The sequence below is a fragment of the Streptomyces flavofungini genome (assembly GCF_014650815.1).
GTDB classification, from domain to species: domain Bacteria; phylum Actinomycetota; class Actinomycetes; order Streptomycetales; family Streptomycetaceae; genus Streptomyces; species Streptomyces flavofungini.
Window position 1 is genome coordinate 237666 of record NZ_BMVR01000014.1, and the last position, 20651, is coordinate 258316.

The 20651-nt window shown below is 71.0% G+C and carries 17 protein-coding genes; 5 read left to right on the forward strand and 12 right to left on the reverse strand.

The annotated features are described in order from the left end of the window. Positions 1–2 precede the first annotated feature (2 nt). From IE274_RS40125 to IE274_RS31300, 4 genes are read left to right on the forward strand one after another with little or no spacing between them, the layout of a single operon-like run. Positions 3–1730, forward strand: coding sequence for an Hsp70 family protein (locus IE274_RS40125; protein WP_190119292.1), 1728 nt, complete (start codon positions 3–5; stop codon positions 1728–1730). Continuing rightward, positions 1731–2918 (forward strand): TRAFAC clade GTPase domain-containing protein, encoded by a 1188-nt coding sequence (locus IE274_RS31290; RefSeq protein ID WP_190119293.1) that lies wholly within the window; start codon positions 1731–1733, stop codon positions 2916–2918. Beyond that, complete coding sequence (locus IE274_RS31295; RefSeq protein ID WP_190119294.1) at positions 2915–5374, forward strand: GTPase-associated protein 1-related protein; 2460 nt, start codon at positions 2915–2917, stop codon at positions 5372–5374. Before IE274_RS31290 ends, IE274_RS31295 begins: the two co-directional genes overlap by 4 nt. 6 nt (positions 5375–5380) lie before the next feature. Continuing rightward, a complete protein-coding gene (locus IE274_RS31300) occupies positions 5381–6925 on the forward strand; it encodes a TRAFAC clade GTPase domain-containing protein (RefSeq protein ID WP_190119295.1) in 1545 nt (514 codons plus the stop codon). A gap of 146 nt (positions 6926–7071) precedes the next feature. Here IE274_RS31300 and IE274_RS31305 read toward each other — a convergent pair whose 3' ends face one another. The 9 genes from IE274_RS31305 to IE274_RS31340 form a co-directional block, all read right to left on the reverse strand. Continuing rightward, complete coding sequence (locus IE274_RS31305) at positions 7072–8241, reverse strand: cytochrome P450 (protein ID WP_190119296.1); 1170 nt, start codon at positions 8239–8241, stop codon at positions 7072–7074. Between the two features lie 199 nt (positions 8242–8440). After that, a complete protein-coding gene (locus IE274_RS31310) occupies positions 8441–8833 on the reverse strand; it encodes a hypothetical protein (protein ID WP_229909927.1) in 393 nt (130 codons plus the stop codon). After that, complete coding sequence (locus IE274_RS39755; protein WP_229909928.1) at positions 8794–9036, reverse strand: hypothetical protein; 243 nt, start codon at positions 9034–9036, stop codon at positions 8794–8796. The genes IE274_RS31310 and IE274_RS39755 overlap by 40 nt, the downstream gene beginning before the upstream one ends. 99 nt (positions 9037–9135) lie before the next feature. After that, positions 9136–10212 carry an ABC transporter ATP-binding protein gene (locus tag IE274_RS31315; protein WP_190119297.1) on the reverse strand — a complete coding sequence of 359 codons (1077 nt, stop codon included), beginning with the start codon at positions 10210–10212 and terminating at the stop codon, positions 9136–9138. A 23-nt stretch (positions 10213–10235) separates the two neighbouring features. Then, positions 10236–11273, reverse strand: coding sequence for an ABC transporter ATP-binding protein (locus IE274_RS31320; protein ID WP_229909929.1), 1038 nt, complete (start codon positions 11271–11273; stop codon positions 10236–10238). Then, complete coding sequence (locus IE274_RS31325; protein WP_190119298.1) at positions 11270–12268, reverse strand: ABC transporter permease; 999 nt, start codon at positions 12266–12268, stop codon at positions 11270–11272. Before IE274_RS31325 ends, IE274_RS31320 begins: the two co-directional genes overlap by 4 nt. A 4-nt stretch (positions 12269–12272) precedes the next feature. After that, positions 12273–14045 (reverse strand): ABC transporter substrate-binding protein, encoded by a 1773-nt coding sequence (locus tag IE274_RS31330; protein WP_229909930.1) that lies wholly within the window; start codon positions 14043–14045, stop codon positions 12273–12275. A 66-nt stretch (positions 14046–14111) separates the two neighbouring features. Beyond that, positions 14112–15143 carry an ABC transporter permease gene (locus IE274_RS31335; RefSeq protein WP_190119299.1) on the reverse strand — a complete coding sequence of 344 codons (1032 nt, stop codon included), beginning with the start codon at positions 15141–15143 and terminating at the stop codon, positions 14112–14114. 94 nt (positions 15144–15237) lie between these two features. Beyond that, positions 15238–16353 carry a serine hydrolase domain-containing protein gene (locus IE274_RS31340; RefSeq protein ID WP_229909931.1) on the reverse strand — a complete coding sequence of 372 codons (1116 nt, stop codon included), beginning with the start codon at positions 16351–16353 and terminating at the stop codon, positions 15238–15240. A 369-nt stretch (positions 16354–16722) separates the two neighbouring features. Between IE274_RS31340 and IE274_RS40460 the strand changes: the two genes are divergently transcribed. Continuing rightward, a complete protein-coding gene (locus IE274_RS40460) occupies positions 16723–16857 on the forward strand; it encodes an imine reductase family protein (RefSeq protein WP_372447151.1) in 135 nt (44 codons plus the stop codon). Positions 16858–16918: 61 nt separating this feature from the next. Here IE274_RS40460 and IE274_RS31345 read toward each other — a convergent pair whose 3' ends face one another. The 3 genes from IE274_RS31345 to IE274_RS31355 all read right to left on the reverse strand — a co-directional run. After that, positions 16919–17662, reverse strand: a complete 744-nt coding sequence (locus IE274_RS31345) for a VOC family protein (protein ID WP_190119300.1) — start codon at positions 17660–17662, stop codon at positions 16919–16921. 93 nt (positions 17663–17755) lie between these two features. Beyond that, the gene (locus tag IE274_RS31350; protein ID WP_190119301.1) at positions 17756–19330 is read right to left on the reverse strand and encodes a helix-turn-helix domain-containing protein; all 1575 of its coding nucleotides are present in this window, start codon (positions 19328–19330) and stop codon (positions 17756–17758) included. A 185-nt stretch (positions 19331–19515) separates the two neighbouring features. Next, positions 19516–20651 (reverse strand): alpha/beta fold hydrolase (locus IE274_RS31355; RefSeq protein WP_190119302.1); only part of this gene is annotated, 1136 nt, incomplete at its 5' end.

Below are 20651 nucleotides of genomic sequence, written 5' to 3' on the forward strand. Positions count from 1 at the left end.
CCATGCTCGGCATCGCCATCGGCCACCGCACCGCCCGCGTCGGCCGACTCGACCCGGAAGGCCGCCCGACCGTGACGGTCACGGACCTCGCCGGAACGGACGGAGTCGCCGACCCCGCAGCCGCACTGACCGCGCTCCTCGCCGAAGCCACGGGGCCGGACGCGGTGCTCGCCGGAGCCGCCGGTACGCAGGCGGTGCTCGCCCTGCCCGCGTCCGCCGACCGCGAGGCCGAGGCCCGGCTGCGCCGCGCCGCCGAGGACGTGGGACTCCACGTCCACCGGGTCGTCCCGGAGCCGGTCGCGGCGGCCCTGCACTACGGCGCGATCGACGAGGGCGTGCTCCGCACCGTCCTGGTCGCCGACCAGACCGGGGCCGCGGTGGACCTGACGGTGCTCGCCATCACCCCGGACCTGACGGTGCGCGTCGTCACCACGCGCACGGAACAACTGGCCGCCGACCACGCCCTGTCGGCGCTGGCCCGGGAACTGGCCGGGGCGAGCCCGGACGCCGTACTCCTCTCCGGTGACCTCTACAGCACGCCCGCCCGCCGCGCGGACATCGAGAACCTCCCCGCGGCCCAGGGCCTGACGGTCCGCTGCACCACCCCCGAACTGGCCGTCGTGCGGGGCTTGTTGCTCCTGGAGGACTTCGGCCTCCTCCGCATTGCCACCGGCCCGGCACCGGCGAGCACGACCCGCTTCCCGCCTCCCCTGGAGGACCCGGAACCCCGCCCCTGGCACCCGCTGCCGGAAGACCCCGAACCAGCGGCGTCCCCGGCCGACAGCGCCCGGCAGGGGTTCGGCGCCGTGCCGCGTACGGCGCCGCCCCGTGGGCGCGACGAACCCCCACCAGCCCGCGAGGAGCCGGTCTCCCCGGCCGCACCACCCGAGCCCGATCCGGAATCCGGCCCCGAACCCGCACCGGCAACCGGCCCCGAACCAAAACCCGAGCCCGCCCCCAGCCGCGGCCCCGGCCCCGGCCCCGAAGCGCAACCCCAACCAGAGCCAGAGCCCGAACCGACCCCAACCCCCTCATCACCCTTCGCCTCTTCCACCTCCACCACCTCCACCGCCACCACCCCCACCCCGGCCTCCCTCCGCTCCGTCCCCGTGACCCAGCTCCAAGCCATCCGCCGCGACGACCACCTCCTCGTCCTCTGGGCGTGGCCCGACTCCGCGCTCACCGCGCGCGTGCGCTGGCGTCGTGAGGACGTGACCGCCACCGGCGACGGCCATCGCGACGGCGACATCCGCTGTCAGCGCCGGGTCTACGAACACGACGGCGGCCTGGACCTCCGCCTCGGCCGGGGCGCCGTCACCCTCACCGTCGAGGCCCTGGTCCCCGACCCGGCCGTCGACACCGAGGGCGCCGCCTCCCTGCGCGTCCCTGCCGAACCGCCCATCGTCGAGTACCAGCCCTCGCTGCGCCGCCGCCTCACCGGTGCCCGCGTCGCGACCGTCACCTTCACCACCCGGACCGGCTGCGACCTGCCCGCTCTCCGGATCGTCCACGGCCTCGGCCGCTACCGCCCCACCAGCACGGCCGAGGGCACCGTCCTGCACGTGGTCCCGGCCCAACGCCTCTCCGCCGGTACTCCGCTCACCGTGGAGTTCCCGCTCCCCGGCACCCGAGGCCCGTCCTGGCTCGTCTGCTTCCCGGCGGACGTCCCCGACCCCGACCACGCCATCGACATCCGCCCTACGGCGCTGCACCGGCTGCGAGTGACCTGAATGGCCAGACGACTCACCTGCCCCTACTGCTACGAGACCTTCGCCGCGCGCGAGATCCGGTTCCGCTGCAACAGCCGGCTCAGCCGCACCCGCAAGCAGTGCCAGCGGCGCCGCGACCCGGTGCTCGACGAACGCTTCGGCAAGCGCCCCAGCCACGACGTGGGCCCTGACTTCGCCGCCGACGGCCGCAAGTCGACGGCGGTGTGCCCGGACTGCGACGGCGAGACGACGTACCGCGTCTGCCCGGTCTGCCACGTCGAACTGCCGGTGCAGTTCGGGATGGTGGAGAACCGCCTGGTGGCGATGGTCGGCGCGCGCTCCTCCGGCAAGACGATCTACATGACCGTACTGCTGCACGAGATGCGCAACCAGGTCGGCGAGGCCTACGGGGCTTCGCTCATGGGCTTGGACGACACCACCATGCGCCGCTACAGCTCGGAGTACGAGGACCGGCTCTACCGCGACCGGCAGATGTTCCCGCCCACCCAGACCGCGACGACCAACGCCAACCGGGTGGAGCCGCTGGTGTTCCGGTTCGGCCTGCGCCGCAAGGTGCTGTTCCGGGAGCGGCCGCAGCACAGCGTGCTGTCCTTCTTCGACACCGCGGGCGAGGACTTCAACAGCCGCGAGAGCGTGGAGCTCAACACCCGCTACCTGACCAACGCGGACGGCATCATCCTGCTGCTCGACCCGCTGCAGATGCCGGGTGCCAGGGACAACGCGGCGCCCGGCACGGCGCTGCCCGGCACCGACGGGATCGATCCGCCGATCAACGTGCTGAGCCGGGTGAGCGGCATGCTGCTCGCCGCGCAGGGCGGCAAGGCGGCGAAGATCGACACCCCGATCGCGGTGGTCTTCTCCAAGATGGACGCCTTCTGGCACCTGATGGAGAACGGCAGCCCGCTGCGGTCGCACGCGCCCGCGCGCGGCCGGTTCGACGTCGGTGACAGCCTCAGCGTCCACGAGGAGGTGCGCCAGCTGCTCAAGGAGTGGGACGGTGTGCCCATCGACCAGTCCCTGGAGAACACCTTCGCCCGCTACCGCTACTTCGGCGTCTCCGCCCTCGGCCGCAGCGCCACGCCCGAGGCGCGGGTCGCCGCCACCGGCATCCAGCCCTACCGGGTCGCGGATCCGCTGCTGTGGCTGCTGAGCGAGTTCGGTTCGGTGCCGAAGGCGGGCCGCGGATGAGCGGCTTCCAGCAGCTCTACTACACCTCCTGCGAGCACGGGCTCAGCGGTTCCTCCGGCTTCCAGTTCAACGCGGTGAGCGCGCAGGTCTCGGCGGAGACCCGGCACCGCGTCGAGGGCCTGGCCGGGTACGAACCGCCGCGCTCCCTGCTCGAGTCGGACGCCCCCGAGCTGCTCGCGCGCTGCCCGGTGAACCTGTGCCACACCCGGGACCGGCAGGGCGGCGCCACCACGCTGTGCGTGCGGTACGTCGGCCGCGACTCGGCGCGCCGCTTCGGCAACTACTTCGCCCACGCCCTGCACAGCGAGGGCCCGCCCGTCGAGGGCGCGTACGCGCGGGACGGCGGCGGGCCGCTCGCGATCGAGCTGTGGGACTCCCCGGTGTGGACCACACAGGTCGCCGCCACGACCGAGATCCCGGAGCTGCCCGCGCCCCTGCCGCGCGGCCCGTTGTCCCCCCGCTCGGCGCACGCGTTCCTGCGCGCCCACCCGCACGCCGAGCAGCTCCCGGCCCTCCTCGCCGCGGTGTTCGCGGCGCTCGCGGAGGACGGCTCGGTCGTGGTGATCGACGAGACGACGGACCGGGTCGCCCACTGGTTCGCGGCCGTCTCCTACCTCCTGCCGCCCCCGCTGGCCCGCACCCTCACCTTCGCCACCTACCTCCTTCGGCCCACCCGCAGCCGACTGCACCTGATCGGCACGGTGCCCGAGGCGCACACCGGCTTCGGCCCCGACGACGAGGAGTCGTACACCGTCTTCGACTTCCGCGCGGGCCGCTTCCCCGACGTGGTGCCCACCCACCATCTGATCCGGCTGCTCACCCGGATCGGGGTCGGCTCGATCCGCTCGCTGTGGTCCTGGACGGCCGAGTACACGCACGGCCAGGAGCGGGCGCTCGGCGACTGGCACGCGCCGGTCGCGGCGGCCGCGGCGGCGGGCGGCATCGAGCTGACCGACGCCGACGTCCGCGCGGTGATCGGCTGGCTGCCCGGCGCCGCACATCTCGGGCCGCGCCGGGCGGCGGTGGCGGCGGCCATCCACCACCGGCACCGGGACCTGGACGACGACCAGCTCGCGGCGCTGAGCGCGGCGGCCGCGGCGGGCGGCGACGCGGCCCTGCACCAGGAGCTGGAGGGCAAGCTCCACCAGTCCCGGATCCGCGCCTATGTGACCGGTGTGGAGAACGCGCCGGGCCCGGTGCCGCTCACCCATCCCGCCGAGCGGCAGCGGGCCACCGCCCTGTGGCAGCGGCTGCTCGGCGAGGCCGCCACCAGCCGTCAGCGGGTACGGCTGCTGCTGTGGGCGGTGGGCGCGCGGCTCACCCCGCCGCCGGAGCTGCTCACGAACATGAGCCTGGACCTGGCCCGCGCCCTGCTCGGCGCCTCCGACGCGAGCCGCGGGCTGCGCGCGGAGGTCACCCAACTCGTGCACACCCTGCCGGAGTTCAGGGCCGCTCTTGCGACGGCCGTCCAGGAGGTCCTCGACGAGCGGGGCGGCCAGGAGCAGTTGTTCGCCCAGTTCCCGGCCGAGTTGCTGAGCGAACGCGACCTCGGTCGGCGGACCCGGCTGCTTGAGCACTACTGGGTGGCGCAGGCCGAGCGGGAGCCCGCCCGCACGGTCGACCTGCTGTTCCAGATCCTGGAGGTACGCGGCGAGGCAGCGCCGGACGTGGAGCTGCTGCGGGGGCTGTGGCGGGGTCCGTCACCGGCCTGGACGCACGAGGAGGCGACCGAGATCGCCCGCCGGTTGCCGTCGGACCAGCCGGTGGGCGGGGCGGTCGACGAGTGGTTCGACCGCGCGGTGAAGCAGGAGGTCCGGGGCAAGGACGACCTGCGGGCCTGCCTGATCCTGTGCGAGACGCTCTCCGCGCCCGCCCGCTTCGCCTGGCTGCGGGTGGTCACCCAGGACTGCGTGCAGGTCACCCTCCAGTTGGACGCGGCCCTGCGCGAGGCCACCGAGGCCACCGCGCTCGCCCGCGTGTTCCGGATCTCGCAGATCGAAGCCTGGGCGGCGCCGCGCGCCCTGAGGCGCCACCGGCTGGTGCCCGCCATGCTCACGCTGCCCGCCGATCCGGCCCGACTGCGCACGGAGATCAGCGCGTTCGACTTCTCGCTGGCCGACAGCTATCTGCGCGCCGTGCAGCGGGCCGCGGTGACGTCGAGCCACGTCGACGAGGTGCTGTTCAGCCATGTCACCGGGGTGATCGCGATCAACGACGCACGGGCCGCGCTGCCGCAGGCCCATCTGGAGATCGTCCAGACGCTGCGCCTGCACATCGCCCAGCACTGGCCGTCCGAGCTTCTCGACCGCCTGTCCCGCGCGCTCCGCCCCTACGACACGCGGCTGGCCGACGCCTACCAGGAGTACGCCGAGCACCGCCTGGGCCGCATGAAGAAGTGGGGCCGCAAGCTCAGCCAGCGGCGGTCCTCGGACGGCCCCCGGCCGGAAGAGGGGTGAGCCCCGATGGCCGAGATCCTGCTCTACCTCATCGTCCCCGCCATCTATCTGGTCCTGCTCGCGCTCTACCTGTTCGTCGCGCCCGTGATCGCGGTCCTGCGCGGCTCCGCCCTGGTCAGTGAACTGCTCTGGCGCTACTGCCAGTTGCTCAACGGCGTGCTGCGCCTGCGCACCCCCGAGTTCGTGACCGTCCCGCCGTACCGCCCCGCCGACGAACTGGCCCACCCCAACTACTTCTTCGGCCCCGCACTCCGCGATCTGCGGCAACTCCTCACCCAGGCGCGACGGTTGTACGTCCGCCAGGTCACCGACGCCTACCGCCGGGTGGCCGCCCGCCAGTTCACCGCGCCGACCATGCACCGGGCCGCCTCGATCCCGTACGGCCTGACCCTCTACCTGGGCCTCGGCATCGGCGCCGCCGTGACGGTCCCGCTGTGGGGCGTGCTCTTCGGCGCCCAGGCCCTCGGCGTGGGCCTGCTGACCGTCGGCGCCCGGCTGACCGCGCTCACCCTGCGGGCCACCGACCGGCTGGTGATGATCGTGCGCGGGCTGCCCCGGGGCATGCTGTGCCCGAGTTGCTTCGAACGCGTCCCCTATCCGGCGTACGACTGCCCGAGCCCCACCTGTCGGCGTCGGCACCCGGACATCCGCCCGGGCACGTTCGGCCTGTTCCGGCGCCGGTGCGCCTGCGACCAGCGCATCCCGACGCTGCTGCTCCTGATGAGCCGGGACGCCCGGCTGAGCGGTTTCTGCGTGCACGAGAACTGCGGCAAGCCGATGAACCCGGACGCCGGGCACATGCCCGAGCTGATCCTGCCGCTGATCGGCGGCCGGGCCGCGGGCAAGACGCAGCTGATGGCGGCGATGGTGAAGTCACTGGAGGACACGGCAGCCGGCGGCGGTCCCGCGCTGCGGCTCGCGGACCCCGAGTCGACCGCCAACCAGCAGGTCCTGAACGAGGTCCTGGAGATCCAGGGCCACACCCGCCCCACCCAGAAGACGCTGCCCCGAGCCCATTCGTTCGTGCTCGGCAACGGCCGCGCCGAGCGCCTCGTGCACGTCTTCGACACGGCCGGTGAGCGGTTCGTCAACCGCGAGGAGACCGACGCGCTGCGCTACGTCCGGGAGGCCCGCACCTTCGTCTTCGTCCTCGACCCGATGGCCGTCGACGCGTTCTGGACCCGCCTCGACCCGGCGCGCCCGCAGGTGGACCGGACGCTGGCCTCGACGGTCGACCCGGAGGACGTGTTCGCGCGCGCGGTGCAGACGGTACGCACGATGGGCACCCGCCTCGACAAGGCGCGGCTCGCCGTCGCCGTCAGCAAGAGGGACCTGCTGACCGGCCGGGCCGCGCTGCTCCCCGACCACCCGGACGACAGCGACACCACCCGGAAGTGGCTGTGCGAGCGACTGGGGCTGCGGAACCTGCTCAAGACGATGGACCTGGAGTTCGGCGAGGTCCGCTTCTTCTGCACGGCGGCGGTGGCGGACGACGGCGGGCAGGTGGACCCCAGCGTCGCGGGGTTCGTCGAGTGGTGCCTGCGCGAATGAGAATGCGGTCGGCGGGCAGCCGAACGGCAAGGGTGGGCCCGGACGTCGGCGTGACGTCCGGGCCGGTGAGCTGTGGTTCCTAGTACCAGTACCAGCGGCGGCCGGGCTGGTTGGTGAAGATGCGACGCATCGTGGCCATGTGGTTCTCACCTCCCTCCCGTGTCGTGTGCGATGTCGTGTCCGGTGGGCGGCCTGAGCGTGCGGTGGAGCGTGAACGGTCGTGGCACGTTGCCCTCGGCCATGGCCGGTCGGGTGTCTCCGCCGGTGACGGCCAGGCGGGCGTCGTGGGAGAGCGCGGTCAGCGACTCGCTGATCAGCGTGTGCGCCACCGCCGCGCCCGCGCAGGTGAAGGGGCCCGCGCCGAACGGGATGAAGGGGCCGTACAGGCCCGGTCCGGCCCAGCGGTCGGGCTGGAACGCGTCCGGGTCCTTCCAGTGGCGCACGTCGTGGTGCAGCAGGTACGGGCTGACGGAGAGGAGTTCGCCGGGCGGGAACTCCGTGCCGCCGATCTTGACAGCGTGTGGGAGGACCCGGCCGAGCATCCAGGCCATGGGGCGGTGCCGCAGTGCCTCGCGTACGACGTGGTCGGCGGGCCACGGCCAGGGCGAGGTGGGTTCGTGGTGCAGGCAGGCGAGGAGCAGCGACCACGCCAGTGAGGCGCTGAGCGGGGCCATGACCGCCCGGAACAGCATCAGGTGCAGATCGGCCACGGTCCGGTCGGCCGCCTCGGCGGGAGGGCAGGCGCTGAGCACGGCGTCCAGTACGTCGCGCGGCTCGCCGACGCCGCGTTCCCGGCGGTGTCGCACCTGCTCGGTCAGGGCGGTGGCCAGCTTGGGGCGCAGGACCTCGGCGCGGGCCCGCTGCCAGACGTGCGGTGCGCGCACCGCTACGCCCCCGAGCGCGGCTCGGCGCATCAACGTGCGCGTGGCGGCGGGGGTTTCGGGGTGCAGGAGCAGGTCTTCGAGGCCGTGGTGGACCAGGAGGGTCCCGGCGTCGGGCCAGCGGCTGGTGGCCGGGAGCGCGGCCACCGCCTCGGTGAGCGCGGCGCGGTAGTGCGGCACGCCCGCCCGCAGCACGTCACGTACCGCGTGGCCGACGTCGATCTGCGCGCGGCGCGTGGGCAACAGTTCGCCGAAGAAGCCGGATCTGCCCGTGTTGTAGTCCGGGCTGCGAAGCAACGTCTGCGCCAGCTCGGCGTCCGTGACGCACCAGCCGCCCCCGGGAAGCGGAATCAGACCCGTCGTGCTGCGGCGACGGAGGTCCTCAAGGTACGCCAGCGGATCGCGCCGGAACCGACGCCTGTCCCCGACTTTCACCGAGCCACCCCCTGGCGAGCCGCTCGACGCCGGATACCGGACCCCACAGGCCGAGTCTCACGTCAACAGCGTGCCGCCCCACGGACTGCCCGCCGCAGGAGCCAGAAAACCGATCCCCCGACGCTGTCACTCCAACGAGTCATACAGGTATGCCTATCGGCCAGCGATCCGCGATTCCGCGCCAAGGGGCCCCGAGGAGTCAGCGGGCGGCCGCGGCCGTCTTGTCGCGCGCCCGGACCCGGTCGACGGACCACGCGCCCAGCGCCACCAGCACGGCCACCGCGGCCGCGTAGACCGGGAGCCACAGGGTCGTGGTGGCGGACAGGCAGTCGGCGACGGCGGTATGGCTCTGGACGTCCTGCGCCTGGGCCAACGCGGCACCGTCACGGTCGGCCGCTTTGGCCAGGGCCGCCTCCGTCCGCAGCTTCGCGTAGGCGCCGAGGGCGGGACACCTGTCGCGCGTGCCCGGCATCGGGAAGAGCCACGCCCAGCGCTGCAGCATCGGGGCCAGCGCGATGGCCGCGCACAGGCCGACGACCAGCGAATACGCCGTCAGGTTCCCACGTACGCGCAGCGGAGGCCGGGCGTCCATGTCGGCATCCGGTACAGGGTGAAGAGCACCGCGAGCAGCGTCACCCCGATGTAGGTGGCGAACCACTGCCACGAACCCTGCGCGAGCATGGCCGTCAACACGGCGCCGAGCGCGATGCCGATGACCCCCGACTGGCTGGAGGCGTCACGGCCCGCACCGGCGAACGCCGGACTGCGGGCTCCCTGGGGGCTGGCTTCGTCCACGGTCCCTCCTGCCTGGTCCGGCCCTCAGCATCCCGGCCCGTCGCGCCACCGGCCTGCCGCCATGCCGGACCGGCCCGAAAACCTGGCCTGGTCGGCGGGTCACCCGCCCCGAGCGGCCTCGGCCTCGATGTTCTCCGGGTGATGGCAGGCCACCCGCCGGCCGGGCAGCAGCTCAAGGAGCGGTGGTTCGGTCGTTCCGCAGCGTTCCGTCGCCTTCCAGCACCGGGTGTGGAAGCGGCAGCCGCTCGGTGGGGAGATCGGGGAGGGCACGTCGCCGCTCAGGAGGATGCGGTCGTTCTTGGCGTGTTTGCGGCGGGGGTCCGGGATGGGGACGGCGGACATCAGGGCTTTGGTGTACGGGTGCATCGGGGCCTTGTAGAGGGAGTCCCGGTCGGCCAGTTCGACGATCTTGCCGAGGTACATGACCGCGATCCGGTCCGAGACGTGCCGGACGACCGAGAGGTCGTGCGCGATGATCACGTAGGTGAGCCCGAGCTCCTGCTGGAGGTCGTCCAGCAGGTTGACGACCTGGGCCTGGATCGACACGTCGAGTGCGGAGACCGGCTCGTCGGCGACCACGAGTTTCGGTTTGAGGGCGAGCGCGCGGGCGATGCCGATGCGCTGGCGCTGGCCGCCGGAGAACTCGTGCGGGTAGCGGTTGTAGTGCTCGGGGTTGAGCCCCACCACCGAGAGGAGTCGCTGCACTTCCTTCTTGACGCCGCCGCGGGGCGAGACGTGCTGCAGCGCGAAGGGGGCGCCGACGATGGTGCCGATGGTGTGGCGCGGGTTCAGCGAGGAGTAGGGGTCCTGGAAGATCATCTGCACGTCCCGGCGCAGCGGCCGCATACCGGCGACGCCGAGGTGCGTGATGTCCGTGCCCTCGAACTCGACCGTCCCTGCGCTCGGTTCGAGCAGCCGGGTGATCAGCCTGCCCATCGTCGACTTGCCGCACCCGGACTCGCCGACGACGCCCAGGGTCTCGCCCGGCCAGACCTCGAAGTCCAGCTCGTCGACCGCGCGCACGGCACCGACCTGCCGCTGGAACAGGCCCTTCTTGATCGGGAAGTGCTTCCGCAGTCCCGTCACCTTCAGCAGGGCGTCACCCGGGGGCCTGGCGGGGGCCGCCCCGCCGGACCCGGCAGGGGCGGCACCGTCGCTCCACTCGGAAATGGTCATGGCTGCGTCCTTGGAGTTCTCGCTCACAGCTGCGGCGCGATCTCTTCGTTCCAGATGCGCTTCTGCTGCTCGGCCGACAGGTGGCAGGCGGCCCAGTGCCGCCCGCCGACCTCCGTCAGCTCGGGGCGGATGGTGCGGGTGACGTCGTCCTTGGGGACGTCGGCGTACGGGCAGCGCGGGTTGAAGGCGCAGCCGGACGGGAGGTTGATGAGGGAGGGCGGGGAGCCCTTGACCGGAATGAGGCGTTCCTGCTGGTCGCGGTCGAGCCGCGGCATGGAGCCGAGCAGGCCCCAGGTGTAGGGGTGCCGGGGCTCGTGGAACACCTCGTCCGCCGGGCCGCGCTCGACGCAGCGGCCGCCGTACATCACCAGGATGTCGTCGGCCAGCTCGGCGACGACGCCCAGGTCGTGGGTGATGATGATGACGGCGGAGCCGAACTCCTTCTGCAGGTCCCGGATCAGGTCCAGGATCTGCGCCTGCACGGTGACGTCCAGGGCGGTGGTCGGCTCGTCCGCGATGAGCAGCTCGGGGTTGTTGACCAGCGACATCGCGATCATCGCGCGCTGACGCATGCCGCCGGAGAACTCGTGCGGGTAGGAGTCGACGCGCTTGTCCGGCTGCGGGATGCCCACCCGGTCGAGCATCTCGACGGCCCTGCGGCGCGCGGCCTTGCTCTCGACGCGGTGGTGGATCCGGTACGCCTCCACGATCTGCTTGCCGATCGTGTAGTACGGGTGCAGCGCGGACAGCGGATCCTGGAAGATCATCGCCATCTCGCGGCCGCGGAGCCTGCGTACGTGGTCGGGGTCGGCCGAGAGCAGTTCGGTGCCGTCCAGCCAGATCTCGCCCGATATCCGTGCCTTGCGCCTGCCGTACTGGCCGGCGGTGTGCAGGCCCATGATGCCGAGCGAGGTCACGGACTTGCCGGAGCCGGACTCCCCCACGATGCCGAGGGTCCTGCCCTTCTCCAGTTGGAAGCTGAGCCCGTCGACGGACTTCACCAGGCCGTCGTCGGTCGGGAAGTGCACCTTCAGGTCGCGCACGTCCAGGAAGGCTGTCATGCGAGCCTCACTCGGGGGTCGATCACGGCGTACAGGACGTCCACCGCGAGGTTGGCAAGGAGCACCGCGAGCGAGGTGATCAGGGTGACGCCCAGGACGATGGGCAGGTCCTGGTTCCGGGTGGCGTCCAGGACCGCCCGGCCGAGGCCCGGCAGGTTGAACGTCGACTCGGTCAGGATGGCGCCGCCGATGAGGGCGCCGAGGTCCATGCCCAGCATGGTGAGGAGCGGCGTCATCGTGGAGCGCATGGCGTGCTTGCCGACGACGGTGTGCTCGCGCAGCCCCTTGGCGCGGGCGGTGCGGATGTAGTCCTCGCCGAGCACCTCCAGCATGGTGGCCCGGGTGATCCGGGCGTACATCGCCGCGTAGAGGAAGGCGAGGGTGATCCAGGGCAGGATCATGCCGCCGAGCCAGCCGGTGAAGCTCTCGCCGAGCGGCACGTACTGCGCGTTGAGCCACTTCAGGCCGAAGGCGAAGACCGCCAGCGAGAGCAGGCCGGTGAAGTAGATCGGCAGGGAGACACCCGCGAGGGCGACGACCATCGCGCCGCGGTCCCAGAGGCTGCCCCGCTTGAGCGCGGAGAGCACGCCCGCCGCGACGCCGACGATCACCCACAGCACGGCGGCGCCGAGCGCGAGTCCCAGGGTCACCGGCAGGCGGTCGGTGAGCACCGGCCAGACGGCCTGTTCGCTGCGGAAGGAGTAGCCGAAGCACGGCGCCGCGCAGTGGGTGACCTCGCCGCCGGCCGCGTAGGTGCGGCCGGCGAAGATGCCCTTGAAGAACTCCCAGACCTGGATGTGGATCGGGTCGCCGAGGCCGAGTTTCTCGCGCACCGCCGCGACGGCGCCGGGGTCGGCCTGCTTGCCGACGAAGCTGGACGCGATGTCCACGCCCGCCCATTCGGGGACGAGGAAGAAGATGCAGAAGACCACCATGATGATGACCACCAGCATCACCGCGGCGGCGAACAGCCGCCTTGTGAGGTAAGCGAGCATGGCGCTACTTCGCGTTCTTCAGGCCGAGGTTGACGAAGTCGTACATGCCGCTGAAGCCGTCAGAGGTGTAGGCGTTCGTCAGCTTCGGGGACCGCCAGTTGAGGAACTTCTCGAAGGTGAAGGGCAGGTAGTACGCGCCCGCCATCACCTTGTGGTTGATCTCCTTGGCGATCCTGGCCTGCCCGGCCTGGTCGAGCTCCTTGACGTAGGAGTCGAAGAGTCCGTCGATCGCCTTGTCCTTGATCAGGGCGAAGTTGTTGTTGCCGCTCTGCAGGATGTACTTGCTGCTCCACAGCGGCAGACCGAAGCCCTGGACCGTGCCGAAGTCCGGCGCCCAGCCGTCGACGACGATGCCGTACTTCTTCTTCTTGACGTTGGCGGGGCTGCCGACGATGCCGGCGGTCTGCGCACCGTCGTACTGGTCGATCTCGGCCCGGATGCCGACCTTCTTCAGCGACGCCTGGAGGGACTCGGCGGTGGCCACCTCGACCTGCTTGTTGTTGCGGACCGCGATGGTGGTCCGGAAGCCGTTCGGATGGCCGCAGGCCTTGAGTTCCTCCTTGGCCTTCGCGATGTTGCCCTTCTTGCCGCTCCCGGCGATGCCGTACGGGTCGTACTTCTGGCCCTCGGCACCCGGGATCGACGGTGGCAGCATGTTGGTGGCGATGTCGCCGCCGGCGAGCGGGCCGCCGCGCGCGTTCTGCAGCGAGACGTGGTCCGCGCCGTGGATCACGGCCTTGCGGCAGTGGATGTTGTCGAAGGGCGGCACGCTCCGCGGGAAGACCGCGTACCGGATGTAGCTGGTGAGCGGGTTGTCCAGGTTGCCCTTGTGCTGCTTCAGGGCGGTGGTGCGGCCCTGCGGCGACGGACCGGTCTGGTTGATGTCCAGGTGGTAGTCGCCGTTGATCAGGCGCTGGTCCATGTCGTTGGCATTCGCGAAGAACTTGGCGCTGATGGTGTCCGGGTACGCCTTGCGGATCGGGTCCGACGCGGCCCTCCACCGCGTGTTGCGGACCAGCTTCAGGCTCTTGCCCGGCGCGTACGACGCGAACTTGTACGGGCCGCTGGAGAAGGGCTTGAGGGCGTACTTGGACTTGGTGTCCTTGTCCTGGCGCACCGGGGAGGCCGACGGCGTCGCGAGCATCTGCGCGAAGTCGCTGTTGGCCCGGGGCAGGTTGAAGACGATCGTCCTGTCGTCGGGCGTCTCGATCGACTTCAGGCCGAGTCTGTCGGCGGACTTGTCCTTGTACGGGCCCGGGTACCGGCCCTCGGGGTCGAGGACGTCCTTGAGGTAGACCGGACCACCGGACAGCACGTCCTGCGCCCACTGGCGCTCGATGCCGTACTTGATGTCCTTGGAGGTGATCGGCTTGCCGTCCTCCCAGGTGATCCCGTCGCGCAGGTCGAACGTGTAGGTCTTGCCGTTGTTCGAGATCTTGCCCGCGTTCGTGGCGAGGTCCGGCGTCAGCTCCGCCCCGGCCTTGCCGGGCTCGGTCCTGTAGGACAGGAGCTGACGGCTGTAGTAGCGCATGAAGTTCCAGGCGAAGCCGTAGTAGCCCCGTGTGGTGTCCCAGGAGTCGGCGTCCTGGGAACCGGCGAACTTCAGCTCACCGCCCTTGTGCGAACTGGCGTTGAGGACCTTGTTGTTCGCGGCGTCGTAACCGGCCCCGCCCTCCTTGCTGTCGCCGCACGCCGCCGTGGTCAGCAGGGCGGCGACCACCGCGGCAGCGGCCATGATCTGCTTGCGCCGCCCTGGGGTGCGTTGGGTAGTCGCCATCTCGGTTCCTCCGGAATTGATGGGAAACACCGTGTGAGTGCCACGGGCCGCTGGGGTCACCGCAGTTCAGCGGGAGCCCTTCGGGTCGAGCGCGTCGCGCACGCCGTCGCCGAGGAGATTGAAGGCAAGGACCGTGATGAAGATCGCCATGCCGGGCACGACCATGTACATGGGGTCCGAGTCGTAGTAGTCGATCGCCCGCGAGAGCATCTGACCCCAGGAGGCCGTGGGCGGTTTGACGCCCACGCCCAGGAAGCTGAGTGCCGCTTCGGTCAGGATGTTGGTGGGGATCATCATCGTCGTGTACACGATGATCGGGGCGACGAGGTTGGGCAGCAGTTCTTTGAAGAGGATGTGGAAGCGCCCGGCACCCAGTGACCTGGCCGCCTCGACGTACTCCCGTGTCCGCAGGGACAGTGCCTGGCCGCGTACCACCCGGCCGATGTAGGGCCAGCCGAAGAAGCCGATGACGAGGATCATCACGAAGACGCGCACGCTGGACCCGGTCAGCCCCAGCATGTCGTTCGGCATGACGGAGACCAGCGCGATGATGAAGAGCAGTTGCGGGAAGGCGAGCAGTCCGTCCATGACGCGGCTGATGACCGTGTCCACCCAGCCGCCGAAGAAGCCCGCCAGGATGCCGAGGACGGTGCCGAGGACGACCGCGACCACGGCCGAGAGGAAGCCGACGAGCAGCGAGATCCGGGCGCCGTACAGGATGCGGGCGAAGATGTCGCGGCCGTTGACCGGTTCGACGCCCAGCAGGTGGTCGCCGCTGATCCCGCCGAGGGAGCCGGTCGGGGTGCCGAACAGCGGGTTGATCAGGTCCTCGTGGTGGGTCTCGGGGTCCTGCCCGACCAGGGCGGTGAGCACCGGGGCGAGCAGGGCCACGACGATGAGGAGGAGGACGACGATGCCGCCCGCGAGGGCGAGCTTGTCGCTCTTGAGGCGCTCCCAGGCGATCCGGCCCAGGGAGCGCCCCTGCACGGACGTGCTGTCCGCGGCACCGTCCTTGGTGCCGTCCGAGCTGAACACCGCCGTCTCTTCGGTCATGCTGGGGGCTGCTTCCACGGTTGGCTCGGGAAATGGCGTTTTCATGGGCAAGGGCCCCTCTCAACCGGCGTTGGCGGGAGTTCTGGTAAACCTGGCCGGTACACGCTTTCCGTGCGCCACCGAATAGGGCAGAACCCGGTCAGCGGATGTCGTGAATGAGTTTCTCGATGATGGAATCCACCTTTTCCGAGTTGAATCTTTCCGAGCCGACCATCAGCGTCACGGCCCGGCGGCCGTCCTCGGTGACGGCGTTCCTGAATTTGTGGCCGCTCTCCATATAGCCGCTGTGGCCCCAGGTGACGAAGCCCGGGGTGCGCTCATAGCGCTCGACGCCCAGGCCGTAGCCCTCGCCCAGGTCATCCGGAATCGTCTTTTTCATCTCGGCCAGTTGGGCCGGAGCAAGGAGTTTCCCGGACCACAACGCGGTCCAGAACGCGGTCGCGTCGGCACTGGTGGAGACCAGCGCACCCGACGCGTCGGCCGCCGAGACGTTCCATTCCGTCTTGTCCACCAGCTTCCCGCCCTGATCCACGTAGCCCCGCAGATCGGGCTTGCGGAGCGTGACGCAGTCGCCGGGCCAGTAGGTGCCGCGCAGGCCGAGGGGCTTGATGAGCCGCTGCTCGATCTCGGTGCCGATGCTGCGCCCGGTGACCTCGGTGACGATCAGACCGACCAGGTTGTAGTTGGTGTTGGAGTAAGAGAAGCCGTCCGGGGTCCGGTCTTCGGGCGGGGGCAGCCGCAGCGCCTGCTCGACCGTCTCCAAGGGTTCGAAGTGGTCCCAGCGGTGCTCTTCCAGGTCCTCCCAGTCCGGCCCTTCCAGGTAGTCGGGCAGGCCGCTGGTGTGCTGCAGGAGCTGCCGGACCGTGATCTTGCGGCCGTCGTAGTCCTTGGTGCGGATCAGGCCGGGCAGGTAGTGGTCCACCGAGTCATCGAGCTTGATCTTGCCTTCGCCGACGAGCTGCAGCACGACCGTCGACACCCAGGTCTTGGTGTCGCTGGCGATACGGCTGTGCTCGTTCCCGACGACCTTGCGGCCCGTCCTGAGGTCGGCGAGGCCGACACCGCCGTTCCAGACGCCGCAGCGCGGGCTTTTCACCGTCACGCTGATGCCGGACGCCCCGACGTTGCCCAGTGCCTTCAATGCGGTCTGTACGGGCTTGGTGTCGCACCGTGGTGTCGCGGTCGACGTGGCGGTCGGCGCCACGAGAGAGGCCGTGAACGCCAAGGCCAAGACAGCACTCGCCTTGCCTCGCATAATGTCTCCTTCACCGTGCTTATGCGTGCGGCGTTGATGGGATTCCGCCTCGTGCCAAGGACTGCGGCGACTGCCGTGTGAAATTCCTTGCGAGCGGCTTGCGCGCAGTCTTTCTCCTGTTCTGACCGCGTGCATGCGGCGCCCGTCCAGAAATCCCGGGCTCCTTTTGTCCGTACGGCCAAAGAGGCGGGGATGCCCGATACAGGGGTTCCCGACCTCCGACAGGTACGAAGACGTCTCCCGGAGAAGGCCGACGCCTTGGTGGCCGAGGGAGCCGAGCTGCGGCGGAGCCGAGACCGTGATCTTCTACGGTGGCTCTGACGCCGTGTACGACCGCTGTCAGCCGACGCTCCGGCTCGGACGACGGACCTGATCCGTGAGAGCGAGGCGCGGAGCATCGACTCCGGCTTCCCCCGCTCCACCCTCGGCCGTATGCACAAGGCGGTGGAAAACGGGCATGCCAACGACAGCTACGCGCGTCTGATCGAGCGCTTCAGAAAGTAGTGCCGCGCGTTCCCGCCCGGCCTGCCGGATGACCGGCGGGCCGAGCAGGCGAGGGCCTGCGTCAGGAGGAGCGGCCGAGGACGCAGAACTCGTGGCCGTCCGGGTCGGCCAGGCACCGCCACGAGACGTCGCCCTGGCCCAGGTCGAGGTCGGTGGCGCCGAGGGCCCGCAGCCGGGCGACCTCCGCCTCCTGGTCGTCGCCGGGGTACGGCAGCAGGTCGAGGTGGACGCGGTCCGGCACGGTCTTCTCGCCCTTGCGGAGGAACTCGAGATACGGGCCGACACCCTTGGCGGAGCGCAGCACCGCATGGTCGTCGGTCACCTCGTGCACGGTCCAGTCGATCGCCTCGCCCCAGAACCGGGCCATGGCCCGCGGCTCCGCGCAGTCGACGACCACCGCGGCGATCGGCCCGGTGTCCCGGTAGATCTCCCGGGGCTCCAGGACGCAGAACTCGTTGCTTTCCGGGTCGGCGAGGACCGTCCACGGCACGTCGCCCTGGCCCACGTCGGCGGGCGTCGCCCCCAGCGCCCGCAGGCGCGCGACCAACTCCGCCTGGTGGTCCGCGGAGGTGGAGGCGAGATCGATGTGGACGCGGTTCTTCGTTGCCGTCTTGGGTTCCGCTACGGCCACGACGTCGATGCAGACGGCGGCCGCGTCCGGCCAGACGAAGTCGCCGCCGGGTTCGACGTTGGCCACGCCGGGCGCCTCGCTGGACAGACTCCAGCCGAGCGCCTCCGCCCAGAACCGGCCGATCGCCTGGTCATCGAGCGCCTTGAAGTTCACCTGAACAGGTCGCAGTGCCATGCGGGCGATCCTATGCACTCGGCAACGGCATCCCCGGATACCGTCGCCAAACAGTGATCAACTCGCTCACCAGCGGCGATGCGCCCCCATGGCTCAGCCGCCCGCACCCGGCAGCGGTTCTTCCCCGTCCCGCTGCGCGCCCCGCAGCCACTCACCCGCACCTCCCCAGCTGTACGTGGGCCGTCCCCCCAGGCCGCTGGTGCGGAACGGCTTGCCCTGGTCGTCGATGCGGAGCGTCCCGTGCCGACCGCCGTGGGACCACTCCACTTCCACGTACCAGCGGACGTCGCGCTTCTCGGCCCGGGCACCGACGTAGAAGACCAGGGGGTCGTTCTCGCTGACGTGGTACGGGAAGTCGCCCTGGCCCTCCCTCGGCGTGAGGCGCGGCGCCGCGGCATCGAGGTCGACGGCGAAGGACTTGGTCTCCACCGCTTCGCTGCAGCCGTTGTCGACGAGGAAGTTGTTCCAGGGCGGTGGCGCACCCGTGCCCTGGACACGGACGTTCATGTCCTTCACGACGACGGGGTCCTTGCCCGTGCCCTGCAGGGTGACCTCGACGAACTGCTCGCCGACCGCGACGGCACCGAGTTGGCCCACCCAGGCGGGCACGTCCTGCCGCGCGGGCGGCTCCGGCACCTCGCCCGGACCGCGGTGCACCAGGAAGCTCTGCGAGCAGTCGGCCTGGTAGTGGTAGGCGTACGGCCTGGTGCGTGCCGTCAGCGCCGCGTCGGGGGCCTCGCCCTGCGCGCCGTCGGAGCCGGGCCCCGTGCCGCCGCCGTGCGAGGTGCCGGGCGCCGAGTTCCCTTTCCGGGAACCCGGGGCGGAGGGCGCGCCCTTCTTGCCGGTCCCGCTGGGCTCGCCCTTGTCGTGGGGCTTGCCCTCGGACTTGTGCTTGCCCTCGGACTTGTGCTTGCCCTCGGACTTGTCCTTGCCCTCGTCTCTGTCCTTGCGGCGAGGCTTGTCCTTGTCTGCGTCCGCGCTCTTTCCCGGCGGATCGGACGGCGAGGCGCTCAGGTCCGGCGGGGCCGTGGGCCGGGCGATCCGTTTGTCCTTGTCGCCGTCGCCGTCGCCGCTGCCGCTCATCGCGAGGGCGGCGGAGCCGATCGCGACGACGGCGGCAATGGCGGCGGCGAGGACGAGGGTCCGCCGCCTGCGGGTCGGGGGCCGTGGCGACGTGAGGGGCACGGAGCCCGGGCTCGACAGGGTCTCGGGCTCAGGCTCGGGGGCGCTCAAGGCAGCGGCCTGTCGATCGCTGGAGGCAGTGGGCTGCAGGTCGCTGGAGGCAGTGGTCTGCGCGTCGCTGGAGGCAGTGGTCTGCGCGTCGCTGGAGGCAGCGGCATCCGGGGCGCCCGACACGGCGGGCCGCGAGGCGCTCTCGAACTCGGGCGCAGCACCGGCCGCCGCGGACTCCCCCTTCCGCCCCCGGTACGCGTCCGCGAGCACCCACCGCCGATGGACCTCCACCAGCTCCCGCGGCGTCGCCCCGCAGATCCGGGCCATGCGCCGCACCACCGCGAACTCGGTGGGCACCGCATCCCCGTTGCAGTACCGGTGCACCGTCGACGTACCGATGCCGAGCTGCTTGGCCAGCTCTCCGTAGCTGAGTCCGGACCGCTCCTTCAACTCCCCCAGCAGCCCCGCGAGCGACGCCATCTCCACTTGCCCCATTCCACGACACCGCACGAACTCTCAAGCCCCCGGCACCCAGCACAAAAGATCAGCGAGGGGTACGGGACCGAGACGCTCAGAGACTCAGCCGCGGTTCCGCCTGGTGTCGACAGGCACGGCGGCCGGTGCGGGCAAGGGGGCGGGGCCGTAACCGCTCAGCGGCTACGGCCCCGCCCCACAACGTGTCAGTGGTCGGTGACCGGCTCCTCCTTCAGGTGACGGTTGACGATCGCGCAGATCTCGGCGCCGGGCCGCGGCTCGTGCAGGCCGATGTGCGTGGCCTGGATGTCGTACGCGTGCACGGGCCCCGCGACATGGGGCGCCCAGAGCGGTGCGTACGACTCGTCGCTGTTGAGGGCCGCGTTGAAGAACAGCGTGACCCCGCGGTAGCCCCGGGGCTGGCTGAACTCCCGGGTCATGCGGACGTGTTCGACCAGGATCGTGGCGCCGTTCTCGACGAGCCGCTCGCGGTCGGCGTCGTCGTCGGCGCCCGAGGACAGCAGGTAGTCCCTGATGCCGTCGCGCGCCTCGGACGTGTCGGGCGCCGCCTGTCGGGCGAACCAGTCGCTGGGCACGGAGTCGAGGATCGCGAGCAACGGCACCTCGTGGCCACGGCGCTGGAGTTCCACGGCGACGGCCTGCCCGATGGTGCCGCCGATGGAGTGCCCGATCAGTTGGAAGGGCCCGTCCGGCTGGACGCTGAGGATCTGCTCCACGTAGTCGGTGACCATAGCCTCCATGGACTCCGGCAGCGGCGCCCCGTCGAAGCCCCTGGCCTGGATGCCGTAGACCGGCCGGTCGCCCAGCTGGGCGGCCATGCCCAAGTAGGGCCAGCACAGCCCGAGGCCCGGGTGGATGAACCAGACGGGTGTGCCGCTGCCACCGCTCCGCAGCGGCAGCACCACCCCGAACGGGTCGGTGCGGCCGGTGGGTTCGGCTCCATCGGTCAGGTGTCGCGCCAGTTCCGCCACGGTCGGGGACTGGAACACCACCCGCATCGGCACGTCCACCATGAGCACCGCGCGGATGCGGCCGACCAGGCGGGTGGCGAGGAGAGAGTGGCCGCCCAGGTCGAAGAAGCTGTCGTCGATGCCGACCTTGTCGACGCCGAGCACACCGGCGAAGACGCCCGCGAGGATCTCCTCCTGGGGAGTGCGCGGGGCGCGGTAGGGCGCCGCGACGGCGAAGTCGGGCTGCGGCAGCGCCTTGTGGTCCACCTTTCCGTTCGGGGTCAGCGGGATGCGGGCGAGGGCCAGATACGCCGACGGCACCAGGTGTGCGGGCAGGCGGTCGGCCAGGTAGGAGCGCAGTTCCGCCGGGG

Excerpts from the sequence above, each read along its gene's own strand:
- IE274_RS40125 (WP_190119292.1), top strand. The coding sequence starts at position 3 with ATGCTCGGCATCGCCATCGGCCACCGCACCGCCCGCGTCGGCCGACTC.
- IE274_RS31290 (WP_190119293.1), top strand. The coding sequence starts at position 1,731 with ATGGCCAGACGACTCACCTGCCCCTACTGCTACGAGACCTTCGCCGCG.
- IE274_RS31295 (WP_190119294.1), top strand. The coding sequence starts at position 2,915 with ATGAGCGGCTTCCAGCAGCTCTACTACACCTCCTGCGAGCACGGGCTC.
- IE274_RS31300 (WP_190119295.1), top strand. The coding sequence starts at position 5,381 with ATGGCCGAGATCCTGCTCTACCTCATCGTCCCCGCCATCTATCTGGTC.
- IE274_RS31310 (WP_229909927.1), bottom strand. The coding sequence starts at position 8,833 with ATGGACGCCCGGCCTCCGCTGCGCGTACGTGGGAACCTGACGGCGTAT.
- IE274_RS31315 (WP_190119297.1), bottom strand. The coding sequence starts at position 10,212 with ATGACCATTTCCGAGTGGAGCGACGGTGCCGCCCCTGCCGGGTCCGGC.
- IE274_RS31320 (WP_229909929.1), bottom strand. The coding sequence starts at position 11,273 with ATGACAGCCTTCCTGGACGTGCGCGACCTGAAGGTGCACTTCCCGACC.
- IE274_RS31325 (WP_190119298.1), bottom strand. The coding sequence starts at position 12,268 with ATGCTCGCTTACCTCACAAGGCGGCTGTTCGCCGCCGCGGTGATGCTG.
- IE274_RS31330 (WP_229909930.1), bottom strand. The coding sequence starts at position 14,045 with ATGGCGACTACCCAACGCACCCCAGGGCGGCGCAAGCAGATCATGGCC.
- IE274_RS31335 (WP_190119299.1), bottom strand. The coding sequence starts at position 15,143 with ATGAAAACGCCATTTCCCGAGCCAACCGTGGAAGCAGCCCCCAGCATG.
- IE274_RS31340 (WP_229909931.1), bottom strand. The coding sequence starts at position 16,353 with ATGCGAGGCAAGGCGAGTGCTGTCTTGGCCTTGGCGTTCACGGCCTCT.
- IE274_RS31345 (WP_190119300.1), bottom strand. The coding sequence starts at position 17,662 with ATGGCACTGCGACCTGTTCAGGTGAACTTCAAGGCGCTCGATGACCAG.
- IE274_RS31350 (WP_190119301.1), bottom strand. The coding sequence starts at position 19,330 with ATGGGGCAAGTGGAGATGGCGTCGCTCGCGGGGCTGCTGGGGGAGTTG.